Here is a 22,386-nt window from a genome sequence, read left to right on the forward strand (position 1 = left end):
GCTGTGAATTGGCGCGCGCTATCGAGAGCCGCCCATTTACGTTGTTTTTCGTGAACAGAGAATGAATGCCGGTGCGAAGGACCCGGCGAGGTTCAGTGAGCCGTCGAAGCGGTGGGCACCGACGCGGAGTCGGTACCGGGCGCGAGGATCGGTGCAGCGGACGGTACCGAGGGCGTCGTCGATGTCTGCCTCGCCGTGCTCGACACGGCCGACTCCGACTCCGCCGCCGCCGACGCCACGACCGGGCCGGCGTCGCCGGACGACGCACTGCTCCCCGTGGCTGTTGTCCCCGCAGAGCTCACTGCCGCACTCGTCTGCACGGGGGGCGTGGTGGTCACGACCGCCGAGGTACTCACGATCGCTGCGGTCCTGGCGGTCGACGTACGGGGCGCTGTGCTCGATGTCGTCGGCGAATCCGCTGCCGCGAGAGCGGACTCCACCGCCGCCGCATTGGCCCCGGCATTCGCCGACCATTGCGTCCAGCTGTGCAATCCGACGGTGTAGGAGAAATCGACGGGCAACCCGTAGAGGACGGCCTGGGCGTTGAGGGCCAGCGTGGAGGCGAGCGCCCCGAGTTCGATCGCCACGCCGCTGACGAAGGCCACGGGGTTGCCGGTGATGGCCATGATCAGAAAGTCCTGCGGCAGTGGCACTCCGATGCCGGTGGTGATGAGTATGCGTTGACCCGAGGCGGTGATCTCGCCGATTCGGGCCGAGACATCGTGCGCCGACCACGTGCTCGTCGGGCCGAGCGGATCACCCCACATCGCGGTGTTGCCGTTGGCGATGCCGGTGACGTAGCTCTGGATGGCCGGGATCACGAACCATCCGACGGGATTATTGGTTTGGTAGAAACCGGAAAGTGACTGCGCGACAGTGAAGATCTCGGGGTGATCGAGTGCAATGGTGAGTGCGGGCCCACCCGACATCGACAGGCCGACGATCGCGTTGCCGCCGGGCTCGACGGAGAAGTCGTCGGCGAGGTAGGCGGGTAACTCGGTCGACAGGAAGGTCTCCCACTCGGCCGACGCCCCCGGGGTGCCGGTCGCGCCGGCCGGTGTGGACTGCCAGTCGGTCATCCACGTTCCGGCCCCACCCGCGGGCATCACCAGGTTGTACGAGTTGCTGTAGGCGGCCAGGGCGCCGCTGTCGGCGTCGGCCCAGGTACTGCGGGTATCGGGGGCGCTGATGCCGTCGAGCAGGTAGACGGCGTGCTCGGCGGACCCAGGCGCCAACGTCGACGGCCGGATTTGCACCAGGACGATCCGGTTCATCGCTGCCGAGTACACCGCGCAGGTCTGCACAGCGGCTGCCTCGTCGGCCTCGCTCGCCCAGGTGCAGTTGGGGCGCAACTGATCCGGGCTGAGCGCCGCGGCGGGCGGTGCGGCCACGAACGCCGCGGCAGCGCACACCGCGACGGCGGTGGCGGCCTGGACCGCTCGGCGGGACACGCTGGAAATGCGTCGTCGCATGACTGATCCCCTTGCTCGTAGTCTCACTGCTCGTGACCTCGCTGCTCGTGATCTCACCGATCGCACCCGACGACCGCGGCCTTCGCCAGACCCGCGTACTGGTACGCGAAGTTGGCGCCCCAGTACAGGACCGACGACGGATAGTCGCGGGGCACCGCCCGCATCACCACACCGTCGGCACCGCATTGATCGAAGATCATCCGGGCACGCACGAGGTGGAAGCGCCAGCTGATGACGATCATCGAATGCCACCGGTGTTCGCGTGCCATCCTGGTCGCGAACATCGCCTCACCGACCGTGGTGCCCGGCTCCGGGACGAAGCAGATCACCTGCACCGCAGCAGTACTCGCGGCGCACGCGCGATCCATCACCGGGTCGGGGACCTTCCCCTCGAAGCGGTTGTACGGGTCCGAGAGCAGCACCACCGGCGCGTAGCCGCGTCGGGCGAGGTCGATCCCGTACTGTTCCCGCCCGTCGTGTTCGCCGCCGAGGACCACGATGGCGTCCGCGCGGCGCAGGGTGTCCTCGTGGGACCGGTAGAACAGGAAATACCCGACGACCCAGAACGCCGAACCGAGCAGGAGCGCGGTCACCACACCGACGATCAACGCCCGACGCAGGGTGCGATGCCGCCGTAGATACGCGCGCATCCGGCCCTAACCGGCGCCGACCGATGTCGCCCGGGCCGTCGCGCGGGCCGAGACGGACTCGTCGGACGTCGAAAACCGCTGGGCGAACGCGAGAAACGCGATCATCACCGACAGATCGGTCACCGACACGGGGATGGTGACGGTACTGAAGTCCAGTTGCATGCCCAGGACGAAGAACCCGATGAAACACCCGCCGAAGAAAGCCGGCTCCCAGCGGGCGTGTCGCAGGCATCGATACGCCAGCCAGCAGCAGTACAGCATGACCACGGTGAACGCGATCCCGACGAACAGACCACCACGATAAATCGCAAGCAATGGTGCGTTGGCGACGTAGTTGATGGTGAACGCCAGCGAGGGATCCTTGAACTCCGGTATGCCCCAGCCATGCCCGAGAAGCCAGTGGCCGGCCATGTTCGCCGGATAGTCGCGTAACGCGTCACCGCGCGCCGACGAGCCGGTGTCGCCGGAACCGAACGACGAGAAGATCCGGTGTCGCGACGCCGGGACCGCGGCGAGGACCACCATTCCCGCGACCATCGATCCGGCGATGTATCCGCGAGCGCGTCCGGACATGGTGTGGAACACCAGCATCAGGATGACGCCGAGGACCACCGAGAACAACGCCGCACGGCTGAGGGTGCCGGCGATGCACGCCAGCAGGAACAGGCCCAGCAGCCAGCGGGTGCGTCCGCGGAACACCAGTGGGCAGATCATCAGTGCCGCGAGCAGACCGATGCCCGCGGCGTTCGGGTCGATGAACGTCCCCGACAGACGCGGGATCGCGGTGGCGCCGGTGTAGACGAATCGTCCCGCCGATGCCGGGGTGTACCCGAACGGCGAGAGCAGGCTGAAGGTCTTGCCGCCGGTGTCGACGGTCAGCATGATGAGGCCGATCAGGCCGGACACCGCTGTGGCGCCGACGAACACCCGCCCGAAGGTGGCCAGCTGCGATCCGGGAAGGCGACGCAGGGCGACGATCAACAACACCGCCGTCGCCCATTTCGCGTATTCGACGATGTCGGCGAGTCCGGTCATCGTCAACACCACCGACGGAATCGCGATCAACGCGAACAGGATCAGCAACCGGTCCAACGGCTGCAGCTCGATGCGAGACCGTGCAGTGGGGGACCCGGCAGTGGACCACCAGGTAGTGGACGACCAGGTAGTGGACGACCCGGCTGGGGGATGAATGACGGTGGCGAGCAACACCGCCGAGGTCATCGCGAAGATGAGCGGCAGATGCACGCCGGGCACATATCCGGCGGGCAGGCAGGCGAGCACGGCGGCCAGCGCCCACAACAACCAGGTGGGATGCGCCAGTCCGATGTAGGTACCCACGATGACGATGGCAAGCAGCATCACCAGTTGGGTCGGCGTCGGCCCGGCGATGACGGCGGCAAAAGTGATCGCCGACACCGCGCCCACGATTGTCGCTGCGCGCACTGTTCCCACGGTGAGCATCCTTACATGATCGAGCCGCGATCACATGCCGAAGAATGCCGGACCAATGGCGCCCGACGTATTGGTGAGGGTGTTTTCTTGGGCGTTCAACTCTCCGAGTGCGTTGTCGGCGGTTGTGGACTATGGTCTGCGAAAGTGCCATCCGGGTCGGCGAATGTCTGAATTCGCCGGTTGGACCCGAAAAGGTCACTGCGGCTGAGGCTTAGAGGTGGGTCCGGCCGACTGAAAGGAGCTTGCCCGGTGGCTGTTCGGGAATACGTTCACATTCTCGTGAAGTTCTGGTGGGTGCTGATTGCCGGAATGGTGATTCTCGCCACTGCCGGATTTGTTTACGGAATGTTCATCCAGCCTGTCAAATATGTGTCGACGGCAAAGCTGTTCGTCTCCGCGGAGGGCGGCACATCGGTTGGGGAGTCGTACCAGAACAACCTTTTCGCCGAGGCTCGGGTCAATTCCTATGCCCAGGTCGCCACCAGCGACCAGGTCGCCGAACGTGCCTCACGTGCCCTCAACGGCCAGGTGAGTGCCGCCGACCTGAAGGCGTCGACGACGGCCACCCCGATCGACAAGACCGTCATCCTCGACATCTCGGTGAGTGCCGCCTCCGCCGCCCGCGCCCAGTCGGAGGCCGCGGCGGTCACCCGGGAGACGGTCGCCGTCGTCCAGGAACTCGAGACCTCCCGGCGCGGTGGTGAACCCGCGGCCACCGCCATCGTCTACGACGAGGCATCGCTGCCCGGTGCGCCCGCCGGGCCGGCGTGGTGGTTGCTGACCGCCCTCGGCGCCGTGGTGGGTCTACTCCTCGGTCTCGTCGTCGCGCTCCTGCTCGGCCTGCGGGCCCGCCGACGCGTCAACGACCCACTCGCACTTGCCGATACCGCAGACCTTCCGGTCCTCGCGGTGATCGCCGATGAACCGGCCCGCGCCGAGGCCCCACTCATCACCGACCTCGCGCACGATCCCCAGGGCGACGCCTACCGCGACCTGCGCACCAACGTCAGGTTCATCGGCGCAAAACGCACTCCCGACGGCGCGGCACCACGCGTTCTCGCGGTCGTCGGCTCCGGCCCCGACGTCGGCACGTCGAGTGTCGCGGCCAATCTCGCCGCCGAGATCGGCGGGTCGGGTCAATCGGTGGTGCTCATCGACGGCGATCTGCGCGACCCGTCCCTCACGGCGCACCTCGCCGCCGGGGCGAACGCCGGCCTGTCGACCATCCTGACCGGAGAGTCCGACCTGCTCGGGCAGGTCCGCACCACCACCACGCCGGCCTTCCTGCCGGCCGGTCCCGTGCCCCCGTCGCCAGGGGAACTCCTGGGTTCGCACCGGCTGGAAACGGTTCTCGCACAGGCACGTCAGCACTTCGACGTGGTGGTCGTCGACGCCGGGGTGATCGGCCCGGACGCACGCGCCATCGCAGGGCTGGCCGACGGCGTCGTCGTCGTCGCCCGTCGCGGCCGCACCACGCGCTCGGCGCTGCGTGCCGCGGTGGAGTCCGTCGCCACCGTCGGCACGGTGATCGGCACGGTACTGACCTTCGGTGCACCGGCTCGCCGTGCATCGTCGGCGGACGCCGGCACCCCGGCGGGGACCGGCGCCGGCCAACCGTCCGCGGACTCCCCGGAGCCGACTCCCGAACCCACGGCCACCGGACCCACGGCCACCGGGTCGACACGGCCCGAGCCCGCACTGCGTGAGTCGCGGTGAACCAGCACCGGCTTCACAGCACCCCGGGTGGGCCGCGTCGGCGATGGAGGACGGTGATCGTCCTGGCGGCCACCATGATTCTCGGTGCGTCGGCGTGCGCCGCCCATGACGACCAACCCGGGGCGATCGCCCTGGCCCCCGACGTCTCCGGGTCACCACTCGTGACGCCGGAGCCTGCGCCGAGCGTCGATCGTGCCGCCGGCGGATCGGCGCCGGGTTCGGTGCTGACCGTGGGGATGGCGGGTTCCGAGGACATCGCGCCGATCACCGAACTGGGTGCGGTCGTGCATCGTGTCGAATACCGATCCACCTCCGGGATCACCGGCCAACCGACCGTCGTGTCCGGGGTCGTCGCGGTTCCCGGCGGCCGACCCCCTGCCGGTGGATGGGTGACCGTCGCACTGGGCCACGGCAACTCCGGCGTCCGCCACAAGTGCGGTCCCTCGCTCTACACCAATCTGTTGGGCAACGACGTGATCATCGCGGCGTTGTTGTACAACGGTTTCGCCGTCGCCATGACCGATTATCAGGGCCTCGGTATGGACAACGCCGACAACCCGTTCCTCGATGCGCGCACCTATGGGTACAACATGATCGACGCGGTTCGCGCCGCCCGCGCCACCTACCCGTCGCTGTCGGACAAGTGGATCTCCTACGGGGTGTCACTCGGTGGGATGGCCGCCTGGGCCGCAGGCGATCTCGCCGACTCCTACGGCGGTGGTCTGGACCTGTTGGGTACGGTCGGGTTGGTTCCGGTGTCGAACATGCGGGATCTGGTCACCAAGGCCGAGGCGGGGACCCTCACCCGGGATCAGTACCCGCTGCTCGCCTATCTCATCGACGCGTTGTCGCGGGTGCTGCCCGATCAGTTCAACGCCGACGACTACCGGTCGTCCTATGCGAAGTCGGTGTGGGAAGAGGTGCTGAACTGCATCCCCGCAGGCAATTTCGCGGGTCAGTTGCGTGCCACGGCGTCGCTGGGGCCACAAGATCTGCGACCCAGGACCGCTGCCGCCGGGCAGCGCCTCTACGACTGGCTCGATCGCACCGGTCTCCCGCTGGGTACCGGGAACTTCGGTGGCAAACCGTTTTTCATCATGTACGGCTCCGACGACCCGCTGATCGACTGGCCGTGGACCGCCCGCGTGATCGCGCAGTCCTGTCGGCAGGGCGGTCACATACAGGCCATCAAACGTATCGGTGAAACCCACGCCACACTCGATTCCAGCCAGTCGGTCGCCTGGATGCGCAGCCTCGTCAACGGCGGACCCACCCCACCGGCGAATTGTGGTGACCTGCCATGAGATCCCCCAGCGACCGCACACCCGCCGACTACGTCGCACTGTGGGTCCGCGGTCTGCCGGTGATCGCCGCCGCGACCCTCGGGGCGGTGGTGGCCGGACTCGTGGCCTTCATCTTCCTGCCGCACTCCTACGAGTCGCAGGCACGGCTGCTGGTCACCGCGACCGGACCGGCGACGGTGTCGGCGGCACAGGCCTCCGATCTGGCGGGGCGACTGCGTATCTCGAGCTACAGCGACCTCGCCGTCTCCGATCAGGTCCTCGGTCGGACCCGGCTCGCCGACGCCACCGGCGCCCTCGGTGGCGCCGACATCGCCACGCTGCGCAGCCGGATCACGGTGCTGCCCTACGGCGACGGAGCCGTGCTCACCGTCGTCGCGAAGGGCCCGACCGCCGACGCCGCGCAGACGTTGGCCCGCGGGGTCGGCACGAACCTTGCCGGGTTGGTCACCGAGCTCGAATGGAGCCGCACCGACGGCATGCCGCAATACGACGCCGAGGTGATCGACGCCGGCTCGTCCGCGACGTCGGTGTCACCCGGGATCTCGACGACGCTGCTGACCGCGCTCGTCCTCGGTGTGGTGCTCTCGAGCGTGTGCGTCCTGGGCGTCGGGATCTCCCGCGACGTCATCGAGGCACCGCGGGAAGCAGTTGTCCGCGTGCGTGAACCGGCGATGGGGGCCGACCGATGACAGACATTCGCGAGCCGGCCGGCCAAGCAGCGGTCGGCGCCGCACCATCGCGCCGTCTCGCGGGATGGTGGCTGGCGATCCTGGTGATCGTCGCCGTCGTCGCCACCGGATGCTCGTCGAACCCCGACCCCGCTCCCACCGACTCCGGCGACCCCGGTGTGGCCTACGACGTCAACACCAGTGGGACCGGACCGGGCGCGCTGCGCGCCGCGCAGACCATGCCGTACCTCGACCGCCGCGTGACCGCACAGGCGAGCACCGCGCTGCGAATCCGGTACGCGTCCACCGACGGTCGCACCGGAGCCCCGACGACGGTGTGGGGTGCGGTGTTCGTCCCGTCCTCGGCGCGTCCCGCCGATGGGTGGGACACCGTCGTCCTCGCCCACGGCACCACCGGACTTCTCGGCGAATGCGGCGTGACCCTCGACCCCACTCTCGGCGATCTCGCCGCCACCGCCGCGGCATGGCTCGAGCAGGGCTATGTGGTGGTCGTGCCGGAGTATCAGGGCCTCGGCTACCCCGGCAGCAGCGATCCCACCCACCCCTACCTCGACGCGCGCACCGAGGGGATGAACGTCATCGACGGTGTCCGGGCCGCCCGGGCGCTGGTGCCCGGCGTCTCCACCCGGTGGGCGGCGCTCGGCGGTTCCCAAGGCGGACAAGCGGTGTGGGCGGCCAACACGCTGGCCGGCACCTACGGAACGGGACTCGATCTACGGGGGACGGCGAGCCTGTCGCCGGCCGCGCAGTTCTCCGGTCTGGTCGATCTGGCCACCCGACGGCAACTGACCCTCGACCAGTACGGCCTTTACACCTGGTTGATCCTCGCCGTGCAACAGGAGAACCCCGGATTCGACCTCGGCAAGTATGTGCGTGGTGCGGCCAAGAGCCATTGGGATGAACTCGCCCAGTGCCTTCCGGTGCACGCACAGGCGCGGGCGAGCATCCTGCGATCGTTGAGTCCCGACGATCTGACGCCGGACTCACCGGCCGACGCCGCCGCCCTCACCGCATTGCTGGCCCGTCGCGCGGTGCCCGACCAGCGCCCGGCCGCACCGATGCTGGTGCTCTATGGCGGGCGCGACCAGTTGATCGACTCGCGTTGGACCGCCGCCGCGATCGGGTCGGCATGCGCCAACGGCGCCACGCTGCAATCGCAATTCCAACCGGACGCCGACCACGGCGGCGTCGCCGGCGACAGTGTTGTCGGCTGGATTCTCAACAGGTTCGACGACGAGCCGGCCTTCTCCACATGCGGCACCGCCCCCGGGAGTGAGCAACGATGACCGAAGAACTCGCCGACCGACGGCAGCCACCCGTCACGCCCGCCGCGCCGTCCGCGGACCCCGTGAGTCCTCCGACCTACAAGGCCGGCCGCATCCGCGGACTCGACGGACCGCGCGGTGTGGCGTGCTGGGCGGTCCTCATCGTGCACGTGGCCAATCAGTGTTCCCCGGACACGATGGCCAAGGGCGGTCTGGCGATGCTCGGGCAGGCACTGATCTTCTTCTTCGCGCTGTCGGGTTTCCTGCTGTATCTGCCGTATGTGCGAGCACTGCTGCAGCACAAGCAGACCCAGCCCGACACCCGCGCCTACGTCATCCATCGGCTGCTGCGGGTGTTCCCGGGCTATCTCGTCATCTTCCTCATCGTGAACTTCGCGCTGCAGGCCTCGTTCCTGCACAACGAGTGGGCGTCGAGCCACACCGGCACGGACGCGGGCACCGGCATGATCACCGACCCCGGACTGCTCGCCACCAACCTGACCCTGCTGCAGTCCTACTTCCCGCACTATCTGCAGACCGGCATCAGCCCGTCCTGGTCGTTGACCCTCGAACTCGTCTTCTACGCCTGCCTTCCGGTGTTCGGCGCGGCAATGTGGTTCCTGCGGCGACGATTCGGCACCAACCTCGCCGCGCTCGTCCTCGCACCACCGGCGATCCTCATCGTGCTCGGGATCGCCGGGAAGATCCTGGCCGCCTGGCTCACCGACCGCGCGGGCATCACCACCACCATCGAGGCCAACTGGGGACCCAACTGGGCGGCCGTCGTACTGCGCAGCTTCCTGGCCTCCAGCGACAACTTCGCCTTCGGAATGCTGGCGACGGTGGTGTTCGTGGCTGTCGGCGTCGGGATGATCGACGCCCGCCGAGTGCGTCCGATCCGGATCGCGGCGATCGTCGCCATCGTGCCGAGCCTGCTGATCATGCTGGTACTCATCGCCGCCGGCTCCAACTTCCAGTCCACCTTCACCGCACTCGCCTCCGGTCTGCTCATCTTGATCATCGTGTTGCCGATGGCAGCGGGCGGAGACAGCGTCTTCGCCCGTGCCCTGGACTGGCGGCCCCTGGAATATCTGGGGCGGATCTCGCTGAGTATCTATCTGTGGCATTTCCCGGTGATCATCGTGCTGATCAGACTGGGTGTGCTGCAGGGGGATTCCTGGGCCGGGTTGGCGGTCAACATCGTGGCATGCAGTGCGGTGAGCTTCGCGCTGGCCGGCGTGACCTTCCATTTCGTGGAGAAGCCGGCCATGACCTATGCGCGCCGGTTCAAGGTGCGATGACGGGAGTCATCCGTGGTCACCGGACGGGAGTCATCCGTCGACACCGGGTGTTGTTCGGTCTGCTCGCAGTCGCGGTGATCGTGCTCCTCGTGCTGGTGGTGGTGATCTCGGTGCGACTCGCCTCGATCCTCGTCGTCGGCAAGGAGTCGGTGGGATTCCGGCCCGGTCAGGGCCCGGGATCGGTGGTGACGGCGGAGACGTTCAACGGGCTGCCGGTCTCGACGAAACTCGCCGGGGTCAAGGCCTTTCGCGTGACCTATCGGTCCACCGACGCCACCACGAACACACCCACGGTGGTCAGCGCCGTCGTCGTGGCAGGTACCGGTGACCCACCGCGCGGTGGCCGGCCGGTGATCGCCTTCGCCCACGGCACCACCGGGATCAACACGCCGTGTGCGCCGTCGGTCGCCAAGGGCATGTACGGTCTCGGGGCGCTCGCCGGCAACCTCGCCCGACAAGGTTATGTGGTGACGCTGCCCGACTATCAGGGGCTCGGCGCACCCGGGATACACCCGTATCTCGACGCCCCCACCGCCGGATTCAACGTCATCGACAGTGTGCGCGCCGCGCGTGCGGTACTCGCCGACACCTCGCCGCTGTTCGTCGCCTACGGCGGATCCCAGGGCGGCGGGGCCGTGGTCGCCGCCGCCACCGAATTCCCCACCTACGGTGCGGGACTCGAGATGCTCGGTGCCGCTGCGCTCGCCCCGGCCGCCGACGTCGTCGGGGTGGCCGCGAAGGCACGCGCCGGCACCGCCACCCCCGATCAGCGACTGATGCTGCAATGGGTGATCGAATCGTGGGCACGTGCCGATCACACCGTCGCCCTCGACGACTACCGCACCGGTGCCGCCGTGGGCGGCTGGGATGCGTTGTCGCAGTGCGCACCGTCGGCCGGAGCCCGACGCGAGGCCGTGGCCACACAACTGCGCCCCACCGACATCGGGCCACGCACCATCGACGCACAGAACCGGCTGACCGCCCGGCTGATCCGATCCCGCGCGCCCGTCACCCACACACCGGTGCCGCTGCTCATCGCCTACGGCGGCAAGGACACCTTCATCGATCCGGCCTGGACCCGCGCCTACATCGGTGAACTGTGTGCGGCCGGCACCGTCGTCGACGCCGACTTCCAGCCGGACAAGGGACACGGCGACCTCGACGGGGATGCAGTCCTCGGATGGATCGGCCAGAGATTCACGGGCGCAACCGCTCCCGACACCTGCGCAGGAGGATGACCACATGACCGATCAGACCGACCAGACCCCGACGGCCGCGGACCTGCGGCTTCACGGCGACGCCGCGAAGGCCGCACAGTGGCGTACCCGCGCGAAGGACACCGTCAAACGGGCACTGGCCTCGGGCACACCGGTCACCCCGACACCGCCCTATCAGGTCGTTGCCGTCCTCGGCCAGTCCAATGCCCATGGCGCGGGCCGGCTCCTCGATCCCTCGGCAGCACCGGTCACCGATCCTCGGGTGCATCAATGGCCCGGGTGCGGACGCCGCCGTGGACAGATCCTGCTCGCCGAGGATCCGCTGTTGCACGGAACCCCCGGCGCAGGCGTCGGATTCGGGACCACCTTCGGTCGGCTGCTCGCCGAGGACACCGACGGCGCCGTGTTGCTCGTCCCCGCGGCCCGCGGCGACACCAGTTTCCATCCGAAGAACGGTTTCAGCTGGGACCCCGACCAGAGATCGGTGCGCGTCAACCTCTTCGACCGGGCCGTCGCCCAGATCGCCGGCGCGCTCCGGGCCGCCGGTCCCGAGTCCGAACTCGTTGCGGTGCTGTGGCATCAAGGCGAGAGCGACGTACCGCTGACGGCTCCGGAGGCCTATCGGGACCGGCTCGACACACTTATCCGGCGGCTGCGTGACCGCTTCGGCACCGTGCCGTTCCTCCTCGGGCAGATGGTGCCCGAGGAGATCACGACCGGCCACGAGCGCTATCCCGGAATCGATGCCGTACACCGAGATACACCGTCGCGCCATACGATGTGTGTCTTCGTCGAGGGCCCCGAGGGGATGCACAACCCCGGTGAGGCCATCCACTACAACGCGACCGGAGCTCAGGTCCTGGGGGAGCGGATGTTCCGTGCTTACGCCACGGTCCGGCCCGACCCGGCAGGCTGAGCCGCGGCGTCGGCATGCTCGACCGACGCCATGTCATGCTCGACCATCGTCGCCACCACCTCGCTGAAGGTCTTGGTGGGGCGCCAGCCCAGAGTGGTCCGCAGGCGGGTGCTGTCGCCCACCAGGTCGATGCTGTCGGCGGGCCGGAACAACGACTTGTCGGTGCGGACGTGATGATGCCAGTCGGCGATGCCCGCGGCCGCGAACGCCGCCCCGGCGAAGTCGGCGACGCTGTGTGAGACACCGGTGGCGACCACGAAATCGTCGTCGGCCCGCGCGGTGGCCATCGAGATCATCGCCTCGACATAGTCCGGCGCCCAACCCCAGTCCCGTCGGGCGGCGAGATTGCCCAGCGCGAGTTCGGATCTCGTTCCGGCCGCGATCTCGGCGACCGCCCGGGTGATCTTGCGGGTGACGAAGTGCGGAGCCCGTAGCGGCGACTCGTGCGGATAGAGAATCGCGTTCGACACGCTCACCCCTTGCGCGCGGAACGCCGCAGCAAGCAGATGACCATAGGCCTTCGACACCCCGTACGGTGACGTCGGGCAGATCGGGGTCGACTCGTTCTGCGGCGCACTGTGTGTGCCGGCGAAGATCTCTCCGCTGGAGGCGTTGACCACGTGCACCGGATGGCCGTCACGCACCAGATCCCGGGCGGCGGTGAGCAATGCGGCCGTCGCCTGGGCGTTGACCTGACCGGTGTGCACCGGGTCCTGCCAGCTCTGACCGACCGACGACACCGCGGCGAGATGGAAGATGACGTCGGGCCGCACCATCTCGACCACCGACGCGCATGCGTCGACGTCGCCGAGATCGACCGCCACGCACTCGGCGTCTCCGAGCGGGGCGATGTCGAGTTCCCGATGACGGCTCGGACCGACCACTCCGGTGGTCGTCCATCCGTGTTCGGTGAGTGCCGCGAGGAGCAGCCGGCCGTCCTGGCCACTCGCGCCGGTGATCAGCGCGCGGTGGGGCATCACGCCACTTCGCGTGTCACGGAGCCGGATTCGGCCGCGACGTCCGAACGCACCATCATCCGGACGAGAGCGTCGAAGTCGACCTCCGGCTTCCAGCCGAGTTGCGCACGCGCCTTGCTGGAGTCACCGATCAGCAGGTCCACCTCGGCCGGACGGAAGAAGCGCGGATCGATGTGCACATAGCGCTCCCAGTCGTTGATGCCCACCTCGTCGAAGGCCACGTCGAGGAGTTCGCGGATGGAGTGGGTCTCGCCGGTGGAGATCACATAGTCGTCGGCCTCGGGTTGCTGCAGCATCAGCCACATCGCTCGCACGTAGTCGCCGGCGAAACCCCAATCGCGTTTGGCGTCGAGGTTGCCCAGCGCCAGCGACTCCTGGAGGCCGAGGTGGATGCGTGCGACCGCACGGCTGACCTTGCGTGTCACGAATTCCGGTCCGCGACGCGGAGACTCGTGATTGAACAGAACACCCGAACTGGCATGCATGCCGTAGGACTCGCGGTAGTTGATGGTCATGTAGTGACCGAAGACCTTGGCCACCCCGTATGGCGAGCGCGGCCACAGCAGCGTCGATTCGCGTTGCGGAACTTCCTGCACCTTGCCGAACATTTCCGAGCTGGAGGCCTGGTAGAAACGGATCTGCTTGCCGGTGGTGTCCTGGTGCAGGCGCACGGCTTCGAGCACATTGAGTACGCCCGTACCGGTCACGTCGCTGGTCAGGCGGGCGTTCTGCCACGAGTACGCGACAAACGAGACCGCACCGAGGTTGTAGACCTCGTCGGGATCGGCGAAGGCCATCGCCCGCATCAGGCTCGACAGGTCGAGCAGATTCCCGGAGACGATCTCCACGAAGGGATGGGACGCGGCCAGGGCGTCGGCCTTCGGATTGTTCTGCCCCCGAACCAGTCCCACGACCCGATAGCCCTTGGAATGCAGCAATTCGGACAGATAGAGGCCGTCCTGACCGGTGATCCCGGTGATGAGCGCGGTTTTCATGCCAACCCCGATTTCTGATGTGTGTGGATGCCGTGGACGCAGCATCGTCGGCGAGCCCGTGCCTCGGGTCCGACAAAGAGATGTTCGCATGCGGCGCGAGAATTGGCGCGCCGAGTTACCGGAATTGGACAGCATTCGGGCGATTGTCACGCAATTCACATGTATTTCATCTCTGATGAAGAATGTGTCAGAAGCTCTGGTTACGATGCGTGCATGAAACATGTCATGTCTCGCGCGGTGCGCCGTTTGCGGTTTTTCTCAATCGTTCTCGTCGTGATCGCCGTCCTCGGTGCGGGAATGGTCGGCGCCGAGCCGGGCCGCGCGAGCGCGGAGGTGTCCATTCCGCCGGACGGGTACGGGTTCGCCGGCGGTAGCGACATGTTGTGGTTGTCGCAGGCCGACCTGAACCGCGAACTCGACGGCGTCACCAAGACCAAGGCGAGTTGGCTGCGAGTGGTCATCGATTGGAACACCATCGAGCCGACCCAGGGCACCTACAACTGGTCGACGCCCGACCGACTGATCAACTCCGCCCGCGCGCACGGACTGAAAGTGCTGGCCACGGTGGTGTCGTCGCCGGCCTGGTCACGTCCGGCGGGCAGCTTCTTCACCGCTCCGCCCACCGACAACGGTGACCTCTCGACCTTCCTGCGTGCCCTGATCGCACGGTACAAGGCCAACGTGTCGAACTATCAGATCTGGAACGAGGTGAATCTGCCGCTGTTCTTCGGCGGTAGCGTCGACGCCGCCCGCTACACCTCGCTGCTCAAGTCCGCCTACACGGCGGTCAAGGCGGCCCAACCCGGCGCGACGGTCATCAGTGCCGGTCTGGCGCGTTCGGTTGGTCCGTATTCTCCGCTCTCGTACTACACCGCGATGTACAACAACGGCGTGCAAGGCTACTTCGACGCGGCCGCAATGCATCCGTACGTCTTTCCCGGCGGAATCACGACCAACCCGGAGAATGTCATCAGCGACACCGTCGGCCTGCGCAACCTGATGATCGCGCGGGGTGACGGCGCCAAGAAGATCTGGTTCACCGAGATCGGTGCACCCACCGCCGCCGATTCGCCCGACGGGGTGAGTCAGGTCGAGCAGGCCAAGCAGATCACCGACATGCTCTGGTACGCCGCCAACTGCGGGTTCGCCGGTCCGACGCTGATCTACACGATCCGCGACTCGGGGACCAGCACCACCGACCGCGAGCAGAACTTCGGGGCGCTGTTCACCAACGATTGGACGCCGAAATACGCCGCGTCCGTTCTCGCGGGGTGATCGCCGGATTCTTCGGAATCCGAATGTGAAACAAAGAATGGTTTTCGTACCGCGTGTAAGTGGCGTTACAGAATGCGCGAGAGATGCCGGTCACAATGCATTCGAGATGCCGATCATCCGAAGCGATGTTAGCGTTTCCCCTGTCCCAGGGATGCGGTGGCATTCCCAGCACGCACTGACCGATTCCGTGGTTCGAATTGTGCATGCGCCCGTAGGTGGCGGTCGTGTGCATCTGCCTTGGCCTGCCACGGCGATCGGTGTTGCTGCGTACTCACAGAGAATGGATGGACCCGTGGTTACTGATGACGCTCCTCGTCCAAGGATCGCCATAGCGCACGACTATCTGACCCAGCGCGGGGGAGCGGAGAAGGTGGTGCTGTCGCTGAGCCGGGCCTTCCCGGACGCGGTGATCCACACGCTGCTCTTCGAACCCGATCAGACCTATCCGGAGTTCGCCGACAAGACCGTCGTGACCTCGCCGGTGAACCGAATCGGATTCCTGCGCAAGAATCATCGGGCTGCGTTGCCGCTCTTGCCGTTTGCCGCATCACGAATGGTCATCGACGCCGACATCGTGCTCACCAGCACCAGCGGGTGGGCGCACGGCTTCTCCACGACCGGAACCAAGATCGTCTATTGCTATTCGCCTGCGCGCTGGCTGTATCAGACCGACGTGTACCTCGGGGAGACGCCGAGCACACTCAAACGGTTCGCCATGTCGGCGATGGGACCGGGACTCAAACGGTGGGACCGTCGCGCCGCCTACAGCTGCGATCGCTACCTGGCGATCTCCAATGCGGTCCGTGACCGCATCCGCACCACCTATGGACTCAGCTCGACCGTGGTCTCCGCGCCGGTCACCGCGCCCGCCCCGGTCGAGGGTGCGGTATCGCCTGACGCGTCGCTGACCGACGCCCCCTTCTTCCTGTGTATCTCGCGGCTGCTGTCCTACAAGAACGTCGACAAGGTCATCGAGGCCTTCCGGGGCAGCGGGCGTCGCCTCGTCGTCGTTGGGCGAGGTCCGGAAAAAGATGCACTGCAAGCGATCTGCCCCGACAATGTGACCATGCTGCAAGACCTCACCGACGCCGAGATGGCGTGGCTGTACCAGCACTGCGCCGCGGTCGTCGCGGCGAGTTACGAGGATTACGGGCTGACCCCACTCGAGGGCGGGATGTACGGCAAGCCGTGTGTGGTGTTGCGATGGGGCGGTTTCCTCGACACCGTCGTCGAGGGCATCAACGGTGAATTCTTCGACGAGCCCGAACCAGAGCAGATCCGTGACGCGGTGGACCGGGTGGTGGCGATGGACTGGGATACCGACGTCATCCGCCATCACGTGCACAAGTTCGACGAGAGCGCCTTCATCAGTGAGATCCGACGGGTGATCGACGAGAGCACTCCCGGCCCCAAATCTGCAGAGCCCGGAGCGACAGAACTCCGCCCGACCGACCTCGGACCGGCAGCATCGGCAAAGGAGATGGTGTGAGCGACAACGAGACCGTGGCCGCCCCGGCGAGCGTCACCGTCCCCGAACGGGACGATTTCACGCCGAGATACTCGTTCAACGACATCTCCACGATCGCCAAGGCGCGCAATCGCGTCGGAATCCTGCTGTACAACAACCTCATCACCTTCATCCCGTCGCACACCATCCGGCAGGCCTTCCTGCGGCTGTTCGGCGCCAAGATCGGCAAGGACACCTCGATCCTGCGTGGCTGCCAGGTCTTCGACATCGATCAGATCCGGATCGGCGAGGCCTGCTCCATCGGATTCCGGGTGCTCTTCGACGCCCGGTCGGGGATCTGCATCGGCGACAACGTGGTGATCGCCAGCGACACCCAGATCATCGCCGGCAAACACGACCCGGCCAGCCCGGAGTTCGTGCCCGTCATCGAGCCGGTCTACATCGGTGACTACGTGTGGATCGCCAGTCGTGCAACCATTGTCAGCGGTGTGAGCATCGGTCGCGGTGCGGTGGTCGCGGCGTGCGCCATGGTCGGCAAGGATGTCGCCGATCTCGACATCGTCGGTGGGGTGCCCGCTCGCGTCATCTCCAAACGTCCCGAGACCGCGCTCCGATACCGGCCCAAGTACCGGCCGCTGTTCTACTGACGCCGACTGTGATGGCAGAGTTGGCGGATCTACGGGTGATCCACGTGGGCCCGCGCGCCGAATGCGGTGGGGTAGGCTCCTATTCGGTGCGATTTGCCGAGACGTTACGTGGCCACGTTGCCGAGGTGATCGAGGTCCGACACGGGAGCCCGGGGTCTGACACCGTGGCCGACCTGCGTCGTCGGCGTCGACACCTGACCGAGTTGATCGCGGCGTCCGACCGGCCGACCGTGCTGCATGCCGAGTTCTCCGGCGGGTCGGTGGAATCCTTCTGGCCCACAGCTGGTTTCGTGGCGTCGGACAAGCTGGCGATCTCCGCGACGGTGCACGACCCGCCCGGACTGGTGTGGTGGCCTGCGCGCACCCGATTCCTTCAGCGCCGGCGACTGCTCAACCATGGCCTGCACTTCCCGATGCGGGCGGTGTCACGTCGTGTCGAGCGAGGTGTGTTCGGTGATCGGATTCTGTTCGGCACCAGCGTGATCGGTGCACAATCGCTGCGGGAGCGGTATCCGGACGCCACGGTGCACGTCGCACCCCTGACGGTGCGCGCCATGCCGGAGATGCCAGCCGCACCCGGCCGTCCGCGCGCCGTCGGGCTTTTCGGACTCGTGTACCGGGGCAAGGGATTCGAGCACGTCGAACGACTGCGCGACCAATTGCCCGACGACATCGCGATCCGGATCGCCGGCCGCGGGACCGAAAACCTGCCACGCCGTGACGGCATCGAGATCCTCGGCGGGCTGGCCGAGGAGGAGATGGCCGGCTACTTCGCGTCCATCCGGGCGCTGGTGGTGCCGTACGGCGATCGCAGCCCGTACGGCACCGCGTATCCGTCGTCGGGTGTCGTCGCCGACGCCATCAGTCACCTGACGCCGATCGTCACCACCGGTCACGGTGCGCTGCGAGAGTTGGGGGCCGAGGGTGGGGCCGTGGCGATCGACGAGGGCGTCACGGCTGAGCAGACCCCCGCAGCGCTCGCCGGCAAGATCGTCGAGATCATCGACGACACCGAGCGTTTGGCGGTGATGGCCGCGAGCGTGGAAGGTATGCGCAAGCTGCGTGAACCCGACACCGTGATCGGGGGCTATGTCTCGGTGTGGTCATCGGTGCTCGAAAAGTCATCGGCGTCAGAGAGTTCACCGAAGCCTGCGGGGTCGCGGTGACGGTGACCGACGCCCCTGCTCCCGTTGATGGTCGCCGCAACGTGATCAAGGCGGTGGTCGCCGCCGGGTGGGCCTACGGTGGCCGTGCCTCCGGGTTGCTGTGGACCATTGTGGTCGTCGCCCACCTCGGTGTCGGATCGTACGGACAGTACGCGATGGGTTTCGCTTTGGGCGCGATCATCGCTGCGCCACTGGACAATCCGTTCAACGTCCGCGCGATCCGCGAGTCCAAGGAACGTTTCCTCACCGAACGCGCCTCCCGGGCACTGCTCGGCATCGGATTGATGATTGCCGGCGCGGCGTGCTCGCCGTTCTCCTATCTCGCATGGTTCGCGCTGGTCGTCGGTGGCGGCGAGATCGTGTTCAACGCGGTCAAGAGCGCCCCGCTGCGCGACGGACACCCCGATCGGGTGATGCGGATGGACACCATCCGCCAGTTCTCCAGCATCGTCCTCGGCGCCGGATACCTTCTGGTGGCACCGCATCCGAACCTGACGGCCGCCAGCGTGCTATACGCCCTGCCGTACGTGGTGGTCGCCGCGCGTGGGCTGATGCTGGTGCCGGGCAACCGCCCCGGCATTCCCGGCCATCCGCGGCTGATCGCGGTGCTGTTCGCCGAGCACCTGGCCAACGCCGCGTACATGCAGGGCGACATCCTGCTGCTCGGTGCCCTCACCGATTCCGACATCGCCGGGTACTACGCGATCGCCAGCACCGTCGGTTGGGCTGCAGCCCAACTCGGCATGGCGTTGGGCAACACCTATCACGAGCCGCTACGCGCGGCCGGAGGTGCGCTGAGCGCCGGTCCACCCACGAAACACATTGCCGCCGTGGCGGTCGCGACATCCGGATCGGTGATCGCCGCAGGCCTGGTCATGTTGGCCACACCGTTCTCGACACAGCTGGCGTGGTCGCTGGTGATCATCGGGGTGTTCGTCGCGATGCGGGTGGTCAACTTCGTCCTGATGACGGTGTTGTACGTGCAACGACGCGACATCGTCCGCAGCGTTGCCGCCGGCGTGCTCGCCCCGATCAAGCTGCTGCTCGTGTTCGCGTTGGCGCACTGGGGATCGATCGGTGCATGTATTGCGTCGGTGGTGACCGATGCGCTACTGCTGGCCATCTACCTCGCCGCAGTGCGCCGTCCGATTCCCGCGGTGGAAGCCGAGCAGGCTGTGGTGGTTCCGGAACAGACTGTCAGAGAGGGTGAATGAGATGACGTCGGTGACCTTTCTGTTGTCGAAGGACCCCGAGCACGAGCACGGCGGCGACATCGCGCTGTCGCGGGTCGTGATGGACATCGCGCGGGAGAACTTCGATGTGCGTGCGGTGTGTCTGTCGGGCAAGGGGATTGGGCCGAGCGCCGACGGCAGTATCGTCCGGGTGCCCAAACCGGCGGTGAAGGGCCCGTCGTTGGCGTGGCAGAGCGTGACGACGCGACGCAGTCTGTGCCACGTTCGTTACGACGTCGACGAGTTGGTCGATGCTCTCGACGACACCTGCAGCGACATCTATTTCGCCGAGCACTCGTACATGGCGGAAGCGTTTCTGCGTTCGCGCCACAGTGTCTCGGCACCGTTCGTCATCAGCACCGTCAATCCGGAGTCGTCGGTGTGGAAGCTGACCCGCGGCACCATCGGTCGGCTCGAGGCGCCGCGCATCACCGCCGACGAGTTACGGGTCGCCCGCAAGGCCGACGCGCTCGGTGGCTACGACCTCGACGAAGCGCAGTACTACCGCGACAACGGTGTTCCGAACGCACGATGGATCGATCTCACCCTGCCGCCCGGGGTTCCTGCCCATCGTGACATCGCGCCCCCGCGACTGGCATTCATGGGTACTCGGGGATGGCCGCCGAACCAGGAAGCCTTCCTCGAGGCACTGCGTCTGTGGCCGGAGATCTCGAAGGGCATCGACGGAGCTGAACTCTGCGTCATCGGCGCCCCGAAAGCCGGCGCCAAACAACCGACCCTGCCCGACGGCGTCCGCGACCTCGGCTTTGTCGACGACATCACTGCCTTCCTGAGCACCTGTCGTGCACTTATCGCTCCCGTGCGCACCGGCGGTGGGGTGCGCGTGAAACTCCTCGATTCCGCGAGCATCGGTCTGCCCGTCGTCGGGACCTCGGCCGCCATCGGCTCCCTGGGTCCGGTTTTCGGTCTCACCCCGTACGACGACGACGCCGAATTCGTAGCCCGCTGCCGCGAATACCTCCTCGACGCCGAGATGGCCCGCAAGGAAGGCGAGCGACTCTACGACACCAACGCCGCCCGGTGGCACGACCGCGTCCCTCACGAGGCCGTCGAATCCCTCATCCTGCGTCGCCCCCCGACCCCCGGTCACTGAAACCCCTACCGTCGGCCCCCATAATCGGTGGTCGAGGTGTGAGGCGCGCCAGCGCCGAGCCTCGAGACCGCTTGCGCCGCTGCTGTTTCCGCACCACCGACGTCATTCGGTCGTCTGACATTGACCAACCCGCCGGGCTCTTCCTCCCGGTGGTCGAGGTGTGAGGCGCGCTAGCGCCGAGCCTCGAGACCGCTTGCGCCGCTGCTGTTTCCGCACCACCGACGTCATTCGGTCGTCTGACATTGACCAACCCGCCGGGCTCTTCCTCCCGGTGGTCGAGGTGTGAGGCGCGCCAGCGCCGAGCCTCGAGACCTCCTGCGCCACTGCTGGTGCCGCACCACCGACGTCATTCGATCGTCCGACATTGTCCAACCCGCCGGGCTCTTCCTCCCGGTGGTCGAGGTGTGAGGCGCGCTAGCGCCGAGCCTCGAGACCTGTTGTGTCAGAGCTGGTTCCAACCCCTTCTGTCGTGGGGAGAGATCGACGAACGACGCGCGAGAAGGCAGATCGAGAATACGTCCGCGAAAGCACGATACTGTGACCACAAGCGTCGACGAAAGGGAGGCCTCGTGCTCCGGCGACTCTGTGTATCGGCGGTGATGCTCGGTGTGCTCGTGGCGACGGCGGGCTGCCACAACTCGCAACAGGCCGCGCCATCAACGATCACCCACACTGCGACGGCAACCGCCACCGCGTCGTCGAGCACGTCGTGTGCGCCCACACCGAGCTGGCTGGCCGGCGGCGTGGTGCCCACCGGCGGACCGTCTCCGGACACGTGGGCTCATCTCGACACTCATCCGAAGGCCACCAACTTCGACGCCTGCCAAAAGGGATTGGGTTACGCCATCCTCGCCGGCCAGAACGGTGACCGGGACCGCCCCGCAGGTACCGGCTCGAGTCTGTTCGAGGCACTCGCGATCTTCGTCGACGGCAAACTGTCGGCGATCCGCCCGTACGAGTTCCGCGAGATTCGGATTTCGTCCGCGACGCCTGATCGCATCGTCGCGTCGGTCGACACCCGATCCAGCGGTGTCGAGCAACCCGCGTGGAAGAACGTCACGTTCACCGTCTCGGACGGAACCGTCACGGCCACTCCGGATCTCGATGCCATCGCCGACGGCAGGCTCTGGCTGGAACTGAGCCCACAGACACCAACCACCACGACAACCGGCGCGGCCGGTCCACTGATCGATCGAGGCAGCTACCGAATGCTGCCCGCCTCCCAGTTCGCCGACGGCGGTCCGGGTTCGACGTTCGGCTTTGCCCTGCCCTCGGGAAACGTCATCTGCTCCGGCACGTCGACGAGTCTGCTGTGCGAAACCAAGTTCAGCGTGCCGGTACCCCTCGATGACACCTGCGGTTTGTACGACCGACAGGACGAGACGAACGCGACGATGTTCGGCTGGGCGGATTTCGACAAGCCGGTGTGCGCGTCGCTGGTGCAGGGCACCTACCGCCAGGTCGGAGCGACGTTGAACTACGGCACGCCGTCACCTGGCAGCCCCGCCCCGACCTGACGTTCGTCTGCTA

Annotated in this window: 19 protein-coding genes; 14 read left to right on the forward strand and 5 right to left on the reverse strand. The window is 67.0% G+C overall.

Translation table 11 applies throughout. The features are described 5' to 3' along the window. Positions 1–92 precede the first annotated feature (92 nt). From AC5ZH6_RS05695 to AC5ZH6_RS05705, 3 genes are read right to left on the reverse strand one after another with little or no spacing between them, the layout of a single operon-like run. A complete protein-coding gene (locus AC5ZH6_RS05695) occupies positions 93–1,472 on the reverse strand; it encodes an alpha/beta hydrolase-fold protein (protein ID WP_271355003.1) in 1,380 nt (459 codons plus the stop codon). A gap of 53 nt (positions 1,473–1,525) precedes the next feature. Further along, positions 1,526–2,122, reverse strand: coding sequence for a YdcF family protein (locus tag AC5ZH6_RS05700; protein WP_006372646.1), 597 nt, complete (start codon positions 2,120–2,122; stop codon positions 1,526–1,528). Between the two features lie 6 nt (positions 2,123–2,128). Next, entirely contained in the window at positions 2,129–3,565 is a 1,437-nt protein-coding gene (locus AC5ZH6_RS05705; RefSeq protein WP_244421217.1) for an O-antigen ligase family protein, read from the reverse strand. A 258-nt stretch (positions 3,566–3,823) separates the two neighbouring features. On the opposite strand from AC5ZH6_RS05705, the gene AC5ZH6_RS05710 reads away from it, so the two are divergent. Genes AC5ZH6_RS05710 through AC5ZH6_RS05740 form a run of 7 tightly spaced genes read left to right on the forward strand, consistent with a single transcriptional unit; the run spans position 3,824 to position 11,982 of the window. Continuing rightward, positions 3,824–5,290, forward strand: a complete 1,467-nt coding sequence (locus tag AC5ZH6_RS05710) for a tyrosine-protein kinase domain-containing protein (protein ID WP_211542421.1) — start codon at positions 3,824–3,826, stop codon at positions 5,288–5,290. Positions 5,291–5,343: 53 nt separating this feature from the next. Further along, the gene (locus tag AC5ZH6_RS05715) at positions 5,344–6,594 is read left to right on the forward strand and encodes a lipase family protein (RefSeq protein WP_211542419.1); all 1,251 of its coding nucleotides are present in this window, start codon (positions 5,344–5,346) and stop codon (positions 6,592–6,594) included. After that, the gene (locus AC5ZH6_RS05720; protein ID WP_211542417.1) at positions 6,591–7,283 is read left to right on the forward strand and encodes a YveK family protein; all 693 of its coding nucleotides are present in this window, start codon (positions 6,591–6,593) and stop codon (positions 7,281–7,283) included. Before AC5ZH6_RS05715 ends, AC5ZH6_RS05720 begins: the two co-directional genes overlap by 4 nt. Then, a complete protein-coding gene (locus AC5ZH6_RS05725) occupies positions 7,280–8,569 on the forward strand; it encodes a lipase family protein (protein WP_211542415.1) in 1,290 nt (429 codons plus the stop codon). Before AC5ZH6_RS05720 ends, AC5ZH6_RS05725 begins: the two co-directional genes overlap by 4 nt. Then, entirely contained in the window at positions 8,566–9,849 is a 1,284-nt protein-coding gene (locus AC5ZH6_RS05730) for an acyltransferase family protein (RefSeq protein WP_094601957.1), read from the forward strand. The genes AC5ZH6_RS05725 and AC5ZH6_RS05730 overlap by 4 nt, the downstream gene beginning before the upstream one ends. Then, on the forward strand, positions 9,846–11,087 hold the full coding sequence (locus AC5ZH6_RS05735) for a lipase family protein (RefSeq protein ID WP_165776326.1): 1,242 nt from the start codon (positions 9,846–9,848) through the stop codon (positions 11,085–11,087). Before AC5ZH6_RS05730 ends, AC5ZH6_RS05735 begins: the two co-directional genes overlap by 4 nt. A 4-nt stretch (positions 11,088–11,091) precedes the next feature. Continuing rightward, positions 11,092–11,982, forward strand: a complete 891-nt coding sequence (locus AC5ZH6_RS05740; RefSeq protein ID WP_094601959.1) for a sialate O-acetylesterase — start codon at positions 11,092–11,094, stop codon at positions 11,980–11,982. On the opposite strand, the gene AC5ZH6_RS05745 is transcribed toward AC5ZH6_RS05740, so the two are convergent. Both AC5ZH6_RS05745 and AC5ZH6_RS05750 read right to left on the reverse strand, forming a co-directional pair. Then, a complete protein-coding gene (locus tag AC5ZH6_RS05745) occupies positions 11,949–12,959 on the reverse strand; it encodes a GDP-mannose 4,6-dehydratase (protein ID WP_211542411.1) in 1,011 nt (336 codons plus the stop codon). The genes AC5ZH6_RS05740 and AC5ZH6_RS05745 overlap by 34 nt on opposite strands. Further along, on the reverse strand, positions 12,959–13,954 hold the full coding sequence (locus AC5ZH6_RS05750) for a GDP-mannose 4,6-dehydratase (protein WP_094601961.1): 996 nt from the start codon (positions 13,952–13,954) through the stop codon (positions 12,959–12,961). The genes AC5ZH6_RS05745 and AC5ZH6_RS05750 overlap by 1 nt, the downstream gene beginning before the upstream one ends. Positions 13,955–14,167: 213 nt before the next feature. Here AC5ZH6_RS05750 and AC5ZH6_RS05755 point away from each other — a divergent pair, with 213 nt between their 5' ends. The 7 genes from AC5ZH6_RS05755 (at position 14,168) to AC5ZH6_RS05785 (ending at position 22,373) form a co-directional block, all read left to right on the forward strand. Further along, a complete protein-coding gene (locus AC5ZH6_RS05755; RefSeq protein WP_094601962.1) occupies positions 14,168–15,229 on the forward strand; it encodes a beta-galactosidase in 1,062 nt (353 codons plus the stop codon). 292 nt (positions 15,230–15,521) lie between these two features. Next, positions 15,522–16,718, forward strand: coding sequence for a glycosyltransferase (locus tag AC5ZH6_RS05760; protein ID WP_496168632.1), 1,197 nt, complete (start codon positions 15,522–15,524; stop codon positions 16,716–16,718). Further along, positions 16,715–17,344, forward strand: a complete 630-nt coding sequence (locus AC5ZH6_RS05765) for an acyltransferase (RefSeq protein ID WP_006372633.1) — start codon at positions 16,715–16,717, stop codon at positions 17,342–17,344. Before AC5ZH6_RS05760 ends, AC5ZH6_RS05765 begins: the two co-directional genes overlap by 4 nt. 11 nt (positions 17,345–17,355) lie before the next feature. Continuing rightward, a complete protein-coding gene (locus tag AC5ZH6_RS05770; RefSeq protein WP_496168634.1) occupies positions 17,356–18,510 on the forward strand; it encodes a glycosyltransferase in 1,155 nt (384 codons plus the stop codon). 2 nt (positions 18,511–18,512) lie between these two features. Further along, positions 18,513–19,724: a lipopolysaccharide biosynthesis protein gene (locus AC5ZH6_RS05775; RefSeq protein ID WP_496168636.1), complete on the forward strand. Its 1,212-nt coding sequence runs from the start codon at positions 18,513–18,515 to the stop codon at positions 19,722–19,724. 1 nt (position 19,725) lies between these two features. Then, complete coding sequence (locus AC5ZH6_RS05780; RefSeq protein WP_496168637.1) at positions 19,726–20,856, forward strand: glycosyltransferase; 1,131 nt, start codon at positions 19,726–19,728, stop codon at positions 20,854–20,856. 569 nt (positions 20,857–21,425) lie between these two features. Further along, positions 21,426–22,373 carry a hypothetical protein gene (locus tag AC5ZH6_RS05785; protein WP_271355011.1) on the forward strand — a complete coding sequence of 316 codons (948 nt, stop codon included), beginning with the start codon at positions 21,426–21,428 and terminating at the stop codon, positions 22,371–22,373. Positions 22,374–22,386 lie beyond the last annotated feature (13 nt).

Source organism: Gordonia sp. YC-XJ4 (genome assembly GCF_059511865.1).